The organism is Janthinobacterium sp. 64, from assembly GCF_002813325.1.
GTDB lineage: Bacteria > Pseudomonadota > Gammaproteobacteria > Burkholderiales > Burkholderiaceae_D > Janthinobacterium.
Genome location: NZ_PHUG01000001.1, coordinates 1 through 16,135, shown reverse-complemented (window position 1 = coordinate 16,135; position 16,135 = coordinate 1). Strand labels below are relative to the sequence as shown.

Here is a 16,135-nt window from a genome sequence, read left to right as displayed (position 1 = left end):
ACGGCGTATCGTGCGGCGGCGCTTATCTGCATAGTCCGCTATAGTGCGCTGGAACGGCGCGTACATTGCCCGGCCAGCCAAGGAAAACAATGCCTGATGTCGCAAACAACATGGAGCTGAAGAACGCCGAGCTGGCTGCCGCCCTGGCCGTGCAGCGTGCCGCCTGCCGGGCCCACCCCGTACCCACGCTGGCCGAGCGCAAACGCGACCTGCAAACCTTGCAGCGCTTCATCCGCGAGCATAAAGACGCGCTATGCGAGGCGATCAGCGCCGATTATGGCAACCGCTCCCGGCACGAAACCTTGCTGGCGGAGATATTCCCCGCCATCGACGGGATCGATCACGTACTGAAACAGTTGAAAAAATGGATGAAACCGCAACGCCGCAGCGTGGACTGGCGCAATTTTCCAGGCGCCCGCAACCGCGTGCTGCCCCAGCCGCTGGGCGTGGTGGGCGTTATCGTGCCGTGGAATTTCCCCGTCAACCTGAGCTTCGTGCCCTTGACCTACATCTTCGCCGCCGGCAACCGCGCCATGGTCAAGATGAGCGAGAATTCGCGCCACCTGGCGCAGCTATTGATCGAGACGATGCCCGCCTATTTCCCGCCTGAAAAACTGCAGTTCTTTGACGAGACGGGCGGCGTTGGCATCGCTTTTTCGCAACTGCCGTTCGACCACCTGCTGTTTACGGGTTCCGGCCAGACGGGCCGCGCCGTCATGGCGGCGGCCGCGCGCAATCTGTGCCCCGTGACGCTGGAGCTAGGCGGCAAGGCGCCGGCCATCGTCTGCGCCGATTTTGACGTGCGCACGGCAGCCGAACGCATTTTGTTTGTCAAATACCTCAACGCGGGACAGATCTGCACCAGCGTCGACCACGCCTGGCTACCCGAGGCCAGCATCGCCGCCTTCGTCGAGCATGCGCGCCAGATCATGCCCACGCGCTACCCGCGGCTGGACACGCCCGACTACACCTCCATCATCGACGAGGCCGCCTTTGAGCGCCTGCTGCAGGCGCTCGACGAAGCGCGGGAACGGGGCGCGCAAGTGATTTCGCTGCTGCCCGGCCCTGCATGGGACCGCGCCACGCGCAAGATCGCGCCGCACATCGTGCTCGACGCGCCCGCAGACAGCCTGCTGCTGACGCGCGAAATCTTCGGCCCCATCCTGCCGCTGCGCGGCTATGCCCACCTTGACACCGTGATCGACAGCATCAACGCGGGGCCGCGCCCGCTGGCCATCTATCCGTTCAGCAACAATAAGCAGACTGTGCAGCTGCTGATCGACCGGGTGATGTCGGGCGGCGTGTCCGTCAACGACGCGCTGTTCCACGTGGGCCAGCACGACCTGCCCTTCGGCGGCGTGGGCGAGTCCGGCATGGGCCACTACCACGGCGTGGAAGGTTTTCACACTTTCAGCAAGCTGCGGCCCGTGTTTTACCAGGCGCGCTACAGCGCCTTGACACTGTTGCGGCCGCCGTATGGCAAGCTGGCCAGCCGCGTGCTGGCCTTCCTGACCCGCTGATTACAGGAACAGCGAGGCGGCGATGGCCCACATGACGACGGCGATGATGCCGTCGAGCACGCGCCAGGCCATGGGCTTGGCAAACACGGGCGCCAGGTAGCGGGCGCCAAAGCCCAGCAGGAAGAACCACAGGGCCGAAGCCATGATGGCGCCGCCGGCGAAGTAGAAGCGTCCCACGCCTTCATGCTGGCCGCCGATCGAACCGAGCAAAATCACCGTATCGAGGAAGGCGTGCGGGTTCAGCAGGCTGAACGCCAGTGCCGCGCCGATCACGGCCCAGTAGCCTTCCGGCGACTTGGCCGCCGACACCGTCAGGGCTGTTGGACGCCAGGCCGACTTGGCCGCGCGCAAGCCATACGCAATCAGGAAGGTCGCGCCGCCAGCCTTGGCCCACAGCAGGAAATTCGGGTTGTCGGCGATGAAGGTGCCCATACCGGCCACGCCGGCCGTGATCAGGATGGCGTCGCACAGCAAGCAGACGAGGATGCAGGTGAGCACGTAATGACGCTTCAGCCCCTGCTTGAGCAAGAAGGCGTTCTGCGTGCCGATGGCCACGATCAGGCTCGCTCCGAGCCCCATGCCTTTCAAGAAAATTGCGCTGTCCATATCGATTCCTTTCTATTGCTTTCCATCACGCGCACGGCCGCCCACGCTCTGCCGGCAACGGCAAAGTCATCAGAGGTAGGTGGAGGGTGGTGCGGAACCAGGGGAACCGCGCGGGAGAGTGGAGTTGTTACCCTATTTCAACAGTGTAAAGAAAAAGTAAATATAAGTATAATGAATGATTCTAACCATATATAAGAGAATCTTATGCGCGTCGTCGATTACCGTGGATTGGCCGCCCTCGACGCCGTGATCGGCTTGGGCAGCTTTGAAAAGGCCGCGCAGGCGCTGGCGATCAGCCAGCCGGCCGTGTCGCAGCGCATCCGCACCCTGGAAAACCTGGAAGGCACTTTATTGATCATCCGTAGCCACCCGCCCCTGCCGACGGAAGCGGGCCAGCGCCTGATCGCCCATTACCGCCAAGTCAAGCTGCTCGAAGCGGCGCTCGACGCCCAGCCCGGGCCCACCACGCAATTGCCGGAGCTGGCCATCGCCGTCAACGCCGACAGCGCCGCCACCTGGATCCCGGAAGCGCTGGGGCCGCTACTCTCGCCGCCGTCCTGCCTGCTCGATATCCGCCTTGACGACCAGGACCACACCCTGAGCCAGTTGCGCGAAGGGCGCGTGTTTGCCTGCGTCACCAGCGCCAACGACCTCGTGGCCGGCACCACGGCCACGCCGCTGGGCGGCATGCGCTACCTGTGCGTGGCCTCGCCAGGGTTCGCGCAGCAGTGGTTTCCCCATGGTTTTACGGTGGAGGCCGTCAGCCAGGCGCCGGCCATCACGTTTGGCAGCAAGGATGCGCTGCACGAGCGCTATCTGCAGCACCGGCTTGGCTACACGGGCCGCTATCCGCACCATGTGCTCGGTTCCGCGCGCGACTTCGTGCGCTTCATCGAAGCGGGCTATGCTTATGGCATGGTGCCTTTGCTGCAGGCGGAAACGGCGCTGGCCGCTGGCAGGCTGGTCGACGTGGCGGCCGGTCAGGCGCTCGACGTGCCCCTGACCTGGCATGCCTGGGATATCCAGACGCCCCTCACGCGCACCTTGTCGGACGCCGTCATCGCCACGGCGCGCAAATGGCTGTTGCAGGATTGATTGACGCATGCAACATTTATCTATACTAGACAGCAACTTCCCCGTGTGCGCCCTGCCCTGCCTGGCCTACACTGCAAGCATCAACCACCACCATCAGGAGCTGGCATGACGATCCTGCGCACTACATTGCTCGGTTTGCTGGCGGCCATCCCGCTCGCTGCCGGCCTGGCCGCCTGCTCACCCTTGAGTGCCATCAATGCCTTGTCGTCCGGCAGTGCCTCGCAGGTGACGCGGGGCCTGGCCTACGGCCCCCTGCCACGGCAAAAGCTCGATGTGTACGCCCCCAAAATCCGCACGGGGCCCGTACCCGTGGTGGTGTTCTTTTATGGCGGTAACTGGACGACGGGCGAGCGCGCCGACTATGCCTTCGTTGGCCACGCGCTGGCGGCGCGCGGCTACCTGGCCGTGATCGCCGATTACCGGCTGTATCCGGACGTGCACTACCCGGAGATTTTGCAGGATGCGGCCCGCGCCGTGGCCTGGGCCGCGATGGAATCGCGCCGCCATGGCGGCGACCCCACCCGTTTGTTCGTGATGGGCCATAGCGCGGGCGCCTACAATGCGGCGATGCTGGCGCTCGACGCCAGCCTGCTGGCGCGCCACGGCATGCACCCGCACGACTTGCGCGGCTGGATAGGCCTGGCCGGTCCCTACGATTTCTTGCCGATCGAAAACACCACCACCCGGCCCGTCTTCTTTTACCCGGACACGCCCGCCGCTTCGCAGCCCATCCACCACGTGACGGCCGACGCCCCGCCCGCCCTGCTGATCGCCCCAACGCCCGGCAAGGACAAGCTGGTCAATCCACTACGCAATACGGGCGGCCTGGCCAATGCCTTGCGGGCGCTGAACCGGCCCGTGACGGAAACGTATTTTGACAAGGTCAGCCATACCACTCTGGTCGCCTCGCTGGCCAGCCCCCTGCGCATGCTGGCCCCCACGCTGGACGCCGTGAGCGCCTTTATCGATGCCAACAGCAAGGTCGATACTGTACCGACACGTAAGAAGATGGGCGCGGGCGCGGGCACGGACGGGCGGGAAATTCCCGCCACGCCGCCACGTCCAGCCATGGCGCAAAGCGCCGCCACGCAGGCTGGCGTCGCGCGCGCCCACGACAAAACGCCCGCCCCCTGAAGGACGGGCGCTCTGCCCGGACCACTACGCACGATGCTGCGCAAACCAAGCGCATCGCAAGGCTCGGCCCTCGCGATGCGAATTCAGCTGCCATTCAGCTGCCATTCAGCTACCGGCGACGGCCCGCTTACTCTTTACGGCTGGTGCTGCTGGTTTTGCTTTGTGCGGAGCCCGCTTGCGAGGCGCTGCCGCTGGCGGAGCTTTCGCTGCCGGCCGACTGCTGGCTACCCTGCTGGCTGGCGCTTTGCAGGCTTTGACCGTCACGGCTGTGCGTGCCGCGCTGCTGATCGCGGTTGGCGCCATTTTGATGGTAAGCCTGGAACGGTTCGGCGATGCGCTGCATGGCTTCCTGCTGCTTGCGCACGTTTTTCTCCGTTTCTTCCGAAGCAGTGCGGGCCACTTCTTCGGCCAGCGCCTTGGCAGTACGGCTCGTTTCATTCACATGCTGCTCGGCCACATTGGCCAGTTCGACCTGCGTATCGGCGGCCAGACGCGACAGCTGTTGCTGATACTTGCGCAATTGCTCGGCAGCTGGCTGGCCCGCTGCGGCAGCCACCTGAAACACATCTTCAGCGCGCTCGACCGTCAGCAGGTTTTGGCTGGTAACGGTGCTTTCTTCCAGCAAGCCTTGCGCCAGCTGCATGTTCAGGTCATTGAAGTGCTGCACCGACTGGAACATGGACTTCGACAAACTATTGAAAAAAGCCAGTTGCGCTTCCAGGTGGTTTTTGGCGGCTGGGGTAACACTACGGGAATATGGATACATGGAGTTCCTCATTAAATAGCGGTTGGGTAAACACAGGGCGACACCCCCGGCTGTCGAACGGTAAAGCAGACGACCGGGCTACGCCACGAAACGCGAAAAACATATCCGATTGGTGGGAAGATGCTTTGCAACGCGAGTCCCAAGGCTACGTGAGCACCGCAGGTGAAGGATGATCTGGATCAAACGTGCGCTAAGCTGCGCAGAAAGTTTTGGCTGGACCGCTTGCCCTTGGCAAACGTCAGTAACAGGAAGGAAAATCTGTGCCACGCACGCTCAACGCGCGGTGCCGGTGCCCGGGACGACGGGCTTGTAGCCATGGCTGCGCAGCGAAGCTTCCAGCCAGCGGTTGCCATACCAGCCACGTGCCAGCAGGTAACTGAGCTCCGCAGCGGCCATCAGCAGCATCATCGGACCGATGTGCAGTTCGCTGGCCAGATGGCTGCCAAACCACAGGCAGACATCCATTGCCAGCATGAGCAGCAATAGCCACCAGCGGCGCTTGGCCACGGCCCAGAGCGAGCCCAGCAACAGGGCCGGCCAGGAAAATCCCGTTTTCACGTAGGCATAGCGGCCCGCGTCGTCGGCAAACAGGGTGGCACTTTGCTTCATGCTGCTCTCTTCTGGGAATGACCGGTGTCATGGTTCGGGATGGTGGCAGACGGCTTCGACATTGTGACCGTCCGGGCCCAGCACGAAGGCGCCGTAGTAATTCGGATGATACATGGCGCGGATGCCGGGGGCGCCGTTATCCTTGCCGCCCGCTGCCAGTGCCGCCTGGTAAAACGCGTCCACCTGGGCGCGGTTGCCCGCCGCGAAGGCGAGATGCATGCCGGCATGCGGCGCGCCGCCCACGCCGAACCAGAAATCGGGCTTGCCATCCTTGCCCAGACCAACCCAGCCCTGCTCTTCCATCACCACCGACACGCCCAGGGGCGCCAGGGCGGCCGAAAAGAAGGCCTTGCTGGCCTGGGCATCGCTGACATTCAAACCGATGTGATCAAGAATCATGATGGTACTCCTCGCAGGTAAGGGGACGGGACAGGAAATGCAGTATGCGCCAATATTGCCTTTTAGGCAAACAAAGCAGCAGGTCCTGTGCGGACGGACCTTGCACGCGCAGTTACCCCATCGCCATTACCTTGCACCTGCCTCGCCTAGCGCAGGTTGCCCGTATGGCCGAGCGAATAGCGGCCAGGCTGCGGCCACACGGTCAGGCCGTGCGGTTCCTGGCCGACTTTCACCTTGGACACGTCGCCACTGTTTGTATCGATGCGGTAGACCACGTCGTCGAAACGGCCGGACAGCCACAGATACTTGCCATCTGCGCTCACATTGCCCATGTCGGGGCTGCCGCCGCCGGGAATCGGCCAGTTCGCCACCACTTTTTCGGTGGCAAAATCGATCACGCTGACGCTGCCCTTGCCATTGCGCTTGCCGTGGATGCGGTGCGTGCCGCGGTTGGCCACGTACAATTTTTTACCGTCACGGCTCGGGTACAAGCCATGCGCGCCCACGCCCGTCTGGATGAAGCCGATTTCCTTCAGGGTGGCGCCATCGACGATGTGCACGCCGTCGGCGTCCATGTCGGCGATAAAGAATTTCTTGCCGTCCGGCGAGATGCGTATGTCTTGCGGCATGCCCTTCTTGACGCTGCAGATTTCATTCGCGAGGCCGCCCACGGGACCGGACTCGGCAAAGCGCTTGGCCGGCATCTGCAATTTCAGGTAGCCGTCGACCTTGCGCCCCACCAGGTCGATCTTGGCGATGGTGCCGTCGAACTCGCAGGTGAACATGGCGTAGCGGCCGTCATTCGAGAAATCCGCATGGTTGATGCCGCCGCACTGGGGCGTGTCGATCGAATACTGCACCGCCATGGTCTTCGGATCGCGGAAATCGAGGCGGTGGCGCGCTTCGGCCACGACGATGGCCGACTTGCCATCCGGCGTGAAATACATATTGTAGGGATCATCGACGGGCACTTCCTTGCCCGGCTTGCCCGTCAAGGGGTCGACCGGCGTCAGACTGCCCTTGTCCGTGCGTTCGGCATTGTTCGCCACCCACAAGGTGCGCAAGTCCCACGACGGCACCACGTGCTGCGGGCCGCTGCCGACCTTGAACTTGTCGACCACTTTCAGGCTGTCCTGGTCGATCACGTACACATCGTTCGAGCGCAGGTTGGGCACGTAGACCCGGCGCAAGTGATCCTTGACGACGGCGCTCATATTGCTGCTGCCGATGCTGCCATACACGTTTTTCGGATCCACCAGCGGCGGCATGCCCGGCAGCGGCGAATACGCGGCAGCCGGCGCTACAGCGGCAGGGGCCGGTGTGCTGGCGCCGATGACCTGGCTGGCCACGCCCAGGCCGGCCAGTGCGGCAGCCAGGGCGGACAAGGTGACGATGGTGCGTCGTTGAGATTTTTTCATGTGATTTCGCGTCGTTTCGTTGCAAAAGCCGGAAGTTCAGCACTGCCGGCGAAGAATTTACTTGTTACGTTGCAGCAATTGCCTGATGGCAGCCACCGACGTATCCACCTGCAGCTTGATGCCGATCTGGCCCAGCTCCACCGTGGCACGGGTCGCGTCGCCGCGCACGCCGTCCGCCACACCGGGCTTCGGGCCGTGGGCCATGGCCTCGCTGCGTACCAGCGACGGGTCCGTCGCCAGCATCAGCGCCGCGTCCGCCAAACCCGCGTGCAGGCCGATCTCGGCGCTGCTGTGGCCGCGCTTTTGCAGCTCGGCAATATATTGCGATTGCGTAATGTCATAGTAGTCGAGCAAGGCATACGCGCGCGCATCTTTCGCCGCAGAAGCTTTGCCCCAGGCCCGATTGAGTTTATTTGCCACATTCTGCTCGTTCTTCTGGTAACCACCGTGATCACCGAGGAAAATGATGTCGCGGAAACCATGCTGGCGCAGGCTGGACGCCGCCCCTTCCAGCACGGCTTCGAAAGCGGCTGGCGGTATCGAGATCGTGCCGGCAAAACGCATGTGGCCGGCCGGTGGAGAAATACTGCCTTCGGGGACATAGGAAACGACGGGCGCGACGATGGTATTGCCCAGCTTTTGCGCAATCTGGCGCGCCAACAGAGCGGCGCGCACATTGTGCTTGCCCAGCGCAATATACGGCCCGCTCTGCTCGACGCCGCCGATCGGCACCAGCACGGTGGTGGCGCCGTGGTCGATACGGCTGCGCAGCTCCGTGCTGGTCAGCTCTTCCAGCATGACACTGCTGCTGGCAGGCGCGGCCGCCAAGGCGGACGCGGCAGGAATCAGGCAGAACAGGGTCAAGGCAAACAGGGAGCCGAATGGCTTGGACAGAATGGAGGGCACGCGCGGCGCAAGAGGTACATTCGGCAGGGGGAACTGCAGCGTCATAAGCAAACATCTTTCCAAGGTCAAAGCGTGACGCCGTGCCCGGCCTTGCCAGGCAAGCTGGCTGCCACGCAGGAATTGTATTCCATCATGACGGGAAGGGCACGTTAATTTGACGCGGTGCTTTGCAAGGAATTGACGAGGGGAAACTATATGTCAGGCTGTTGTCGCCTTCGCCCCATCCACCTCGCCATCATGGAGAGTCGCGTGGCGTTTCTCGGCATAGGCCTTGAGTGAGCGCATCGTCTTGGGTAGCCCTAGCCGGACTTGTCTGGCAACGCCTGGCCCGAACAGAAAGGCAAGCGCTCCCGTGAACCACACGCGGTGAACGACTTCCGCTCCGCCATCCACCGCGGCAACCGTGTGCTCAAAGTGGATACGAAACAGGGGGATGTAGCCCTCGACGGTAAACGAGCGGCCTGCGGAGCGCTCGGTAACCACCATCGGAATACCCATCCCCTTGTTCGGCACTATCCTGCCCTGCGTTCCAGCGGCGAATGGTCCATTGAGCCGGGCTTGCTTGGTATCCGGATCCCACAAGTGCCATCGGTCGACTTCGCTCCAGATTTGATCGATGACCGTGGGCGGGACTGCAACGTGGATGCTTTCTTCGATATGCGCCAATTTGGGGATCTCCCTATCATTGTGATAAAAGTAACTGCGTCTGCTATCCGCATCGCGCAGAGCCTGGGTATTGGTCAGCGGCAGAGCAATTATCAAAAGATACTCCGCCAGCAGGAACAAACAGTGCCGCTTTTCCTGTGCATCGATAAAAAATATAGCTGCTGCGATTGCAGGATACACTGTTTTCTTATCATATAAATAAAGTTGGTTTCTGGTTATACTTGTCGCAGACAAAGCCGGACCATCATGACAGCCTTATTTGGCGCCAAGATGAAGGGATGCGCCGGCGAGCAGGAACCACAAGCTGCCGCTCGTCATGACCGTGAGCCTATTGGATGTTGAGAGATTATGAACGCAACACATTGGCGGGTTGAAGAGCTGAAGCATCACGCTGCGCATATCGTCTGGCTTGATGCCGAAGGTGCTCGCCGTGCCTATGATGTCGTGCGCCTTCATGATTCGAAGACGCATCTCGGCCTGGACGTTAACACCGTTGGCTCAGTCGAGCGGTTCGCATTCGGTGATGACGTGGTCAGCGCGACCAGGTGGTTACGTGCCCGTATGCCAGGAAGTCAGCAGGTCGTGGTGGTGTTTGGAGAAGACGCATGCTTCGTCTGCAGCAGTGTGTTCCTGGTCGAGAATTGGTCGGATATTTTTGTCCCTTCGCGTGACGACGCGATGGTCTATTCGAACGACACGCCGTGCATCCTGTTTTATTGCCATGAAAATGCATACGAGGTGGGGCAGCGAATTGTCTTTGATTAAAGGCCGAGTTCGGCCAAAAGCAGACTGACGTACTACCCGGAATTTAGTGAGAAAGACTTAATGAGCGAACGCGCCTTTATGGTTCCAGCCGAACAGTATGACCTCTCGGCACTTTTGTCGGAATGGACCTGGCTGGTCCCCGAGCGGGATACTCCTCTTTTCCTGACAGTAGTGGCCGACTGGGTATTTGGCTCCCCTGATGGAGCAATCTGGCGACTGTCTGCGCTGGAGGGGGATTACGTGCAAATTGCCAAAAATGCCGAGCAATACAATTGTATGAAAAGGTCGGAGGAATGGCTGAGCGAAGAGTTTTGCGCCGACTGGCAAACTATTGCCGCTGGAAGTAACTTACTGCCAGACGAGGCCGAATGCTTAGGTTGGAGAGTGCATCCTTACTTGGGCGGGGATATGAAGGTCGGGAATTTGCAGGTATTCTCCATGCTGGTCTACCAAAGCTTGATGGGGCAATTACACCGCCAGCTTAGAGCTCGCCCAGCCACAGCCCCTGCGAAGAAGCCTAGCTGGAAATTTTGGTGACTGATTCCGGCCAGAAGCGGTCATACGCATTCCATTCTAAAACCGAAGCCTTGCAAGGAAACACTTGGATTTCACAGAACTTGCTTTTAAGAGGATCGATGGATCCTGGATAAAGACACTCGACTACGTCGATTGGGCAAATGAGTTGCTGGAAGGCGGTTGTGATGCGCCTAGCATTTGGGAACTCGCTGTGTGCCGCTGGGACGACTACGTCGATTCGGATCAAGTTGAACGATTATTTCAGTCATCCATAAACGAACTAAGATTGGAACTGCCGAGCGACTGGTACAGCGCTCTATGTACTTACTCTAGTAGCATTTGCCAAAAGATGCTTCAAGGCCTACTTATGCCTTGGGAATGCGTGCAGGAAATGCTAACAATTTCTGATGATTACAATGAACCTTATATCCACTGGATCTGGCTGGATCTCGTAAACGATCTCGATCCAGCAAAAGCTCAAACCGACTGCATAAAATTTAACGGAGCGCTTGACCTAAATAAACCCGAAGAGTGCATCCAGACAGTCGCTCAGCAATTCGTTTTCCTCTGTTCTGTATCTCTACCTGAAAGATTTCCGTGGGTCTGGCGCTGCGAAATGTGCCAGGCACTTAGCGAGGAAAACACATTTACGCAAACGAAGACATGCACCTGTACCCGCTGTGGGGGCATCGCTACAATGAAAAATATGCGATTTTTCGAAAATCGAGCCGCATTGGTGAAAAGTCTCGACGGTGGCGAAAAAGCCGGCGCAAAATGTTGAGCTGTGTCCGCTTTGGGGCGAAAGCGAACTCACGCCCGACAATGAAGCAGACACCCTGACTGGCGAGGAGCCGGGCGGTACCCCTCCCTCCGCCCTGCCAGCCCGAACAACTTTACTGCCACTCGCCACAGTTGCAGAACTCAAGGCCCCCATCCGACGACGCCAGCACCAAACCCCCGGCGTACAGGGGCAGTCACAAGGTTCAAGCGCGAGCGCTGCGGCCAAGCAACGCCAGGCGCCGGCTGGCGGCGGCTGTTGCCGGGGCCGGCAAGCCGCCCGCCACTTTCAACGGTTTTGCCTGGGCATCGCCGCGCAGGCGGAACACGGCCACCACGTCGACCAGCTCCACGGCGCGGTCTTGCAGCGAGGACGCTGCTGCGGCCGCCTCTTCCACGAGGGCTGCGTTTTGCTGGGTGACCTGGTCCATTTGGGAAATGGCCTGGTTGACTTGCTCGATGCCGGCGCTTTGCTCGTGGCTGGCGTTGGCGATGTCGCCCATGATGTCCGTCACGCGACGGATGCTGGCGACGATTTCTTCCATCGTCGCGCCGGCCTGGTCGACCAGCACGCTGCCCGTGTTGACTTTATCCACGGAATCCTCGATCAAGCCCTTGATTTCCTTGGCGGCCGCCGCCGAGCGCTGCGCCAGGTTGCGCACCTCGGTGGCGACCACGGCGAAGCCACGGCCCTGCTCGCCCGCGCGCGCCGCTTCGACGGCCGCATTCAGCGCCAGGATATTGGTTTGGAAGGCAATGCCGTCGATCACACCGATAATGTCGGCGATCTTCTTCGCCGATTCATTGATCGAACCCATCGTGCCCACCACTTGCGCCACCACGGCGCCGCCCTTGCGGGCCACGTCCGAGGCGGACACGGCCAGGGTATTCGCCTGGCGCGCATTGTCCGTATTCTGGCGCACGGCCGAGGTCAGCTCTTCCAGGCTCGATGCCGTTTCTTCCAGCGACGACGCCTGCTGTTCCGTGCGCACGGACAAGTCCGCATTGCCGGCAGAAATCTGCGCGGCCGCCACGCTGACCGTATCGGCCGAGGTGCGCACGGTGGCGATCACGTCGACGATGCGTTCGAGGAACTTGTTGAAGGCCGTGGCCGTGCGGCCCACTTCATCCATGCGCTCGACGGGCATGGCGGCGGACAGGTCCAGCGAGGCGCTGACCCGCTCCAAGGTGTGTTCGATATTGCCCAGGCCGCCGCTGATGGTGCGGTAGATATGCCAGGCCAGCGCGCCCGTCAGCAGCACGGCCACGCCGAGCACGGCCAGCATGGTGTTGAACGCCGTGTCGTAGGCGGCCAGGCTTTCGGCCTTCACGTCATCGACCAGCTTGTTGTTGTAGGCGATATGGTCATCCATGCTCTTTTTCGCGGCGGCGGCCGTGATGGCCAGTGGCGTGCCGGCCAGCAAGGTGGCGCGCACGCCATCCATGTCGCCCGCGTAGGCGGCGGCAAAGAACGGCACCAGCGCGCGGCGGTACGCTTCCATGGCGGCCTGGTCGGCGTCGAGCATCTTGCTGTCCGTCGCGTCGTACAGGCGCTCGGCGCGGTAGGTGGCGATGACCTTGTCGAAATTCGTGTTGGCGTCGGCCACGGCCTTGTCCAGCGCCGTCTTGTCGGCCAGGTTGGAGAACACGGACAGGCGATAGCCGGCCAGGCGCGAATCGGCCAGGAAACCCTTGGCCGCATTCAAGCCCTGGATGCTGGGGATGATGCGGTTTTGCACGGTATCAAAACGTTCCTGGGCGCGCTGCAGCTGGATGGCGCCGCCGGCACCCAGCAATAGCAGGGCCAGCAAGGCGATGGTGAGGGTCAGAATTAATTGCTTGGTGATATTCATGTGTTTCACAGTAAAAAAGGTGGCCTGGCAAGGCCAGGTACAACGAAAAGCTGCCGACGGGTGGCCGGAATGAGGAGGATGGGCGGCACGCTTCAGGCCGCCAATGCAGCGGCGTCAGGCGTGCGGCGCAGATCGAACGGCAGCTGCATGTTCGAGCTGGAACAGTCCAGGGTGTCGGGCCCATGTTGCTCCGCGATGCCGCCCATCAGATCGAGTTCGAACAGGCGCAGTTCGCTCTTGGAAATCTTCATCAGCGTCGTGATGATGGAGCGCACCCAGTGTCGTACAGCTTGCGCGCCTGGCGCCGGATGTAGCGGCGTCCTACTGACTGTCTTCATGCACACTCCCTGAACGGAACCGGGCTCACGCCCTGATTGTTGATTACTACATGCTTATTGCGCTTTATCTTGCACTTATCTCCACAACCATGAAGTTGATGCAATGTTGTGGAAACAAATATTAAATTAACATAAATAAATTCCTTATGGCAATTTAATTAACGCATGATGGGTATTCAGAAAGGGTATAAGTTGACGCCACGCGGCGTGGCGTGACGCATCGCAGCAAATAAATATTCTGCAATGTCAGGAAAATCTTTTTGGGGTAGGAATATTCCTCAACTGGCCGCCATGGCGGCTGCCAGACCGTTCAGGGGACGCGAGGTAGCGCTGAAAAATGCAGGTGGGTACACAGATGGTCAACAAAGACGCGGATTTTCGGTGACAGATGGCGGCTCGATGGCCACAGCACCCAGAACTTGCTCGCGTGCAGCAGATAGTCGCCCAGCACGGCTTGCAGTTCGCCCCGTCCGATGGCGTCGCGCACGATAAAGTCGGGCAAATAGGCAAGGCCCACGCCCTGCGTGGCGGCGCCGATCAAGGCTTCGATATTGTTGCAGGTCAAGGCGGTCGGCAAGCGCAACTCGCCGCCGCTGTCTCCCTCGGCACGCTGCAGCGCCCATTCCTGCAACTTGCCCGTGGTGGGGAATTTATAGCGCACGCAGGCGTGCCCTTCCAGCGCGCGCGGCGTGGCCGGCACGCCATGGCGGGAAAAATACGCGGGCGAGCCGACGATGGCAAACGCGAACGGCCCCAGTTCGCGCGCCATCAGCCGCGAATCGGTGAGAGTACCGCTGCGCACGGCCACGTCGATGCCTTCGGCCACCACGTCGACCAGGCGGTCGTTGAAATCGAGGTCGAGCTCGATCTCCGGATACTTGCGCGTAAAGTCCGCCAGCAGGGGCAGGATGATGCGGTAGCCAATCACGGGCAAGCTGACGCGCAATTTGCCGCGCGGCGCCTCGGCCAGGTGCGACAATTCCGCCTCGGCATCGCCAAGGTCGGCCAGGATGCGCTGGCAGCGCTCATAGAACAGCGCGCCCTCGTTGCTCAGGCTGATGCGCCGCGTGCTGCGGTTGAGCAGGCGCACGCCCAGCTTTTCTTCCAGCCGCGCCACGCTCTTGCCCACCGCCGAGGCAGACACGCCGAGCAGCCGCCCGGCCGCCACATAGCTGGAAGTTTCCGCCGCGCGCACGAAGGCGGCAATGCCGTTCAGATTATCCATGCCGTCTCGCCATCTCAATTAGGGAATATTTGTCCGTTATGAGTGGCTTTTCAGCCACTTTTTCATGGATTGCGTCCATATTATCATCAGATTCCCTCTTTCTGGAATCCTTACCCATGAATACAAATCACCGTATGACGCCAGCCTCACCGGCCCGGCGCGCCTTCGTGCTCGCTGCCGTCTGCCTGGCCGCGCTATGTATGCCACTCAGTTTTACGGGGCCGGCCATCGCCATCCCTGCCATCGCCGCCGACCTGCACGGCACGCCGCTGGCGCTGGCGTGGATCACGAATGCCTTCATGCTCAGCTTTGGCGGCTGCCTGATGGTGGCCGGCGCGCTGGCCGACCGCTATGGCCGCAAGCGCGTGTTCTTGCTGGGCATGGCCGTATTTTCCGCCGCCGCGCTGGCGCTGTCGGCCGCACCCGGCATTGTGTGGCTCGACGTGCTGCGCGCCGTCCAGGGCCTCGGTTGCGCCATGGCCCTGTCGAGCGGACTGGCGGCGCTGGCGCAGGAATTCGATGGCCCGGCCCGCGCGCGCGCCTTCAGCCTGATCGGCACGGCCTTCGGCACGGGCCTGGCCTTCGGCCCCTTCCTGGCCGGCACCTTGATCACGCACACGGGCTGGCGCGCCATCTTCATCGCCACGGCCGCGGCCGGCCTGGCCGCCCTGCTGGCCGCCGCGCGCGCCATGCGCGAATCGCGCGACCCGCAGGCGCAGGGCGTCGATTGGCCCGGCGCGCTGACGTTTACGGGCGCGCTGTCCCTGTTTACGTATGGTTTGCTGCAAGCGCCCGACAGTGGCTGGGGCAGCGCCGCCAGCCTGGGACTGCTTGGTGGCGCGGCCTTGCTGCTGGCCGCGTTCATTCGCGTGGAGCGGCGCGCCGCGCGGCCCATGCTGGACTTGACCCTGTTCCGCCTGCCCGCCTTTGCCGGCGTGCAATTGCTGGCCGCCGCGCCCGCGTTTTCCTTCGTCGTGCTGCTGGTGCTGCTGCCGGCCCGCTTCATCGGCATCGAGCGTTATAGCGCATTGGAGGCCGGGCGCATGATGATCGCCCTGTCGGCGCCCATGCTGGTGCTGCCCATCCTGGCCGGCCTGGCGGCGCAGCGCATTGCCGCCGCGCACATTTGCGCCAGCGGCCTGCTGCTGGCGGCGGGCGGCTTGCTATGGCTGTCCGCCTGCGCGCCGGGCCAGCCGCCCGCTACCCTGATCGGGCCGCTGCTGCTGATCGGTTGCGGCATCAGCCTGCCCTGGGGCTTGATGGATGGCCTGGCCATCAGCGTCGTGCCCGTCGAGCGGGCCGGCATGGCGGCCGGCATCTTCAATACGACGCGCGTGGCGGGCGAAGGCCTGGCGCTGGCCATCGTCAGCGCGCTGCTGGGCACCTTCACCGTCGCGGCGCTGGGCGGTGCCGGCATCGGCGCGCAACAGGCAGCGCATGCCGGCCCCTTCCTGGCGCTGGGCGAGCTGCGCCATGCGAGTACCTTGCTGCCGCAAGCGGGCGCGGTCGAACTGGCGCACGCGTACGGCACGGCGTTTTCCA

General features: G+C 62.0%; 17 protein-coding genes. 7 read left to right on the top strand and 10 right to left on the bottom strand.

All coding sequences use genetic code 11. The features are described from left to right. Positions 1 to 89: 89 nt before the first annotated feature. A complete protein-coding gene (locus CLU91_RS00085) occupies positions 90 to 1,520 on the top strand; it encodes a coniferyl aldehyde dehydrogenase (protein ID WP_100872450.1) in 1,431 nt (476 codons plus the stop codon). On the opposite strand, the gene CLU91_RS00080 is transcribed toward CLU91_RS00085, so the two are convergent. Beyond that, entirely contained in the window at positions 1,521 to 2,126 is a 606-nt protein-coding gene (locus tag CLU91_RS00080) for a LysE/ArgO family amino acid transporter (protein WP_100872449.1), read from the bottom strand. 204 nt (positions 2,127 to 2,330) lie between these two features. Between CLU91_RS00080 and CLU91_RS00075 the strand changes: the two genes are divergently transcribed. Together CLU91_RS00075 and CLU91_RS00070 are read left to right on the top strand one after the other, a co-directional pair. Then, positions 2,331 to 3,221 (top strand): LysR family transcriptional regulator ArgP, encoded by an 891-nt coding sequence (locus CLU91_RS00075; RefSeq protein WP_100872448.1) that lies wholly within the window; start codon positions 2,331 to 2,333, stop codon positions 3,219 to 3,221. Between the two features lie 105 nt (positions 3,222 to 3,326). Next, on the top strand, positions 3,327 to 4,355 hold the full coding sequence (locus CLU91_RS00070; RefSeq protein WP_100872447.1) for an alpha/beta hydrolase: 1,029 nt from the start codon (positions 3,327 to 3,329) through the stop codon (positions 4,353 to 4,355). A gap of 127 nt (positions 4,356 to 4,482) precedes the next feature. Here CLU91_RS00070 and CLU91_RS00065 read toward each other — a convergent pair whose 3' ends face one another. From CLU91_RS00065 to CLU91_RS00040, 6 genes are all read right to left on the bottom strand, one after another. Beyond that, positions 4,483 to 5,121: a phasin family protein gene (locus CLU91_RS00065; protein WP_100872446.1), complete on the bottom strand. Its 639-nt coding sequence runs from the start codon at positions 5,119 to 5,121 to the stop codon at positions 4,483 to 4,485. A 273-nt stretch (positions 5,122 to 5,394) separates the two neighbouring features. Then, the gene (locus CLU91_RS00060) at positions 5,395 to 5,730 is read right to left on the bottom strand and encodes a hypothetical protein (RefSeq protein WP_100872445.1); all 336 of its coding nucleotides are present in this window, start codon (positions 5,728 to 5,730) and stop codon (positions 5,395 to 5,397) included. Between the two features lie 27 nt (positions 5,731 to 5,757). Next, positions 5,758 to 6,129 carry a VOC family protein gene (locus CLU91_RS00055; RefSeq protein WP_100872444.1) on the bottom strand — a complete coding sequence of 124 codons (372 nt, stop codon included), beginning with the start codon at positions 6,127 to 6,129 and terminating at the stop codon, positions 5,758 to 5,760. 146 nt (positions 6,130 to 6,275) lie between these two features. Continuing rightward, positions 6,276 to 7,547, bottom strand: coding sequence for a YVTN family beta-propeller repeat protein (locus tag CLU91_RS00050; protein ID WP_100872443.1), 1,272 nt, complete (start codon positions 7,545 to 7,547; stop codon positions 6,276 to 6,278). A gap of 57 nt (positions 7,548 to 7,604) precedes the next feature. Then, positions 7,605 to 8,498 (bottom strand): creatininase family protein, encoded by an 894-nt coding sequence (locus tag CLU91_RS00045; protein WP_100872442.1) that lies wholly within the window; start codon positions 8,496 to 8,498, stop codon positions 7,605 to 7,607. Between the two features lie 153 nt (positions 8,499 to 8,651). Further along, complete coding sequence (locus CLU91_RS00040) at positions 8,652 to 9,299, bottom strand: SRPBCC family protein (RefSeq protein WP_232730563.1); 648 nt, start codon at positions 9,297 to 9,299, stop codon at positions 8,652 to 8,654. Between the two features lie 168 nt (positions 9,300 to 9,467). Between CLU91_RS00040 and CLU91_RS00035 the strand changes: the two genes are divergently transcribed. From CLU91_RS00035 to CLU91_RS00025, 3 genes are all read left to right on the top strand, one after another. Further along, the gene (locus CLU91_RS00035) at positions 9,468 to 9,884 is read left to right on the top strand and encodes a hypothetical protein (protein ID WP_100872441.1); all 417 of its coding nucleotides are present in this window, start codon (positions 9,468 to 9,470) and stop codon (positions 9,882 to 9,884) included. A gap of 60 nt (positions 9,885 to 9,944) precedes the next feature. After that, positions 9,945 to 10,421 carry a hypothetical protein gene (locus CLU91_RS00030; protein WP_100872440.1) on the top strand — a complete coding sequence of 159 codons (477 nt, stop codon included), beginning with the start codon at positions 9,945 to 9,947 and terminating at the stop codon, positions 10,419 to 10,421. A 64-nt stretch (positions 10,422 to 10,485) separates the two neighbouring features. After that, complete coding sequence (locus CLU91_RS00025; RefSeq protein ID WP_100872439.1) at positions 10,486 to 11,181, top strand: hypothetical protein; 696 nt, start codon at positions 10,486 to 10,488, stop codon at positions 11,179 to 11,181. A 202-nt stretch (positions 11,182 to 11,383) separates the two neighbouring features. Here CLU91_RS00025 and CLU91_RS00020 read toward each other — a convergent pair whose 3' ends face one another. The 3 genes from CLU91_RS00020 to CLU91_RS00010 all read right to left on the bottom strand — a co-directional run bounded on the left by CLU91_RS00020 (position 11,384) and on the right by CLU91_RS00010 (position 14,593). Beyond that, complete coding sequence (locus CLU91_RS00020) at positions 11,384 to 13,030, bottom strand: methyl-accepting chemotaxis protein (protein WP_100872438.1); 1,647 nt, start codon at positions 13,028 to 13,030, stop codon at positions 11,384 to 11,386. 92 nt (positions 13,031 to 13,122) lie between these two features. Continuing rightward, the gene (locus tag CLU91_RS00015; RefSeq protein WP_232730562.1) at positions 13,123 to 13,368 is read right to left on the bottom strand and encodes a hypothetical protein; all 246 of its coding nucleotides are present in this window, start codon (positions 13,366 to 13,368) and stop codon (positions 13,123 to 13,125) included. A 310-nt stretch (positions 13,369 to 13,678) separates the two neighbouring features. Next, positions 13,679 to 14,593, bottom strand: coding sequence for a LysR family transcriptional regulator (locus CLU91_RS00010; RefSeq protein ID WP_100872437.1), 915 nt, complete (start codon positions 14,591 to 14,593; stop codon positions 13,679 to 13,681). Positions 14,594 to 14,709: 116 nt separating this feature from the next. Between CLU91_RS00010 and CLU91_RS00005 the strand changes: the two genes are divergently transcribed. Then, a partial coding sequence (locus tag CLU91_RS00005; RefSeq protein WP_232730561.1) for an MFS transporter occupies positions 14,710 to 16,135 on the top strand: 1,426 nt, incomplete at its 3' end.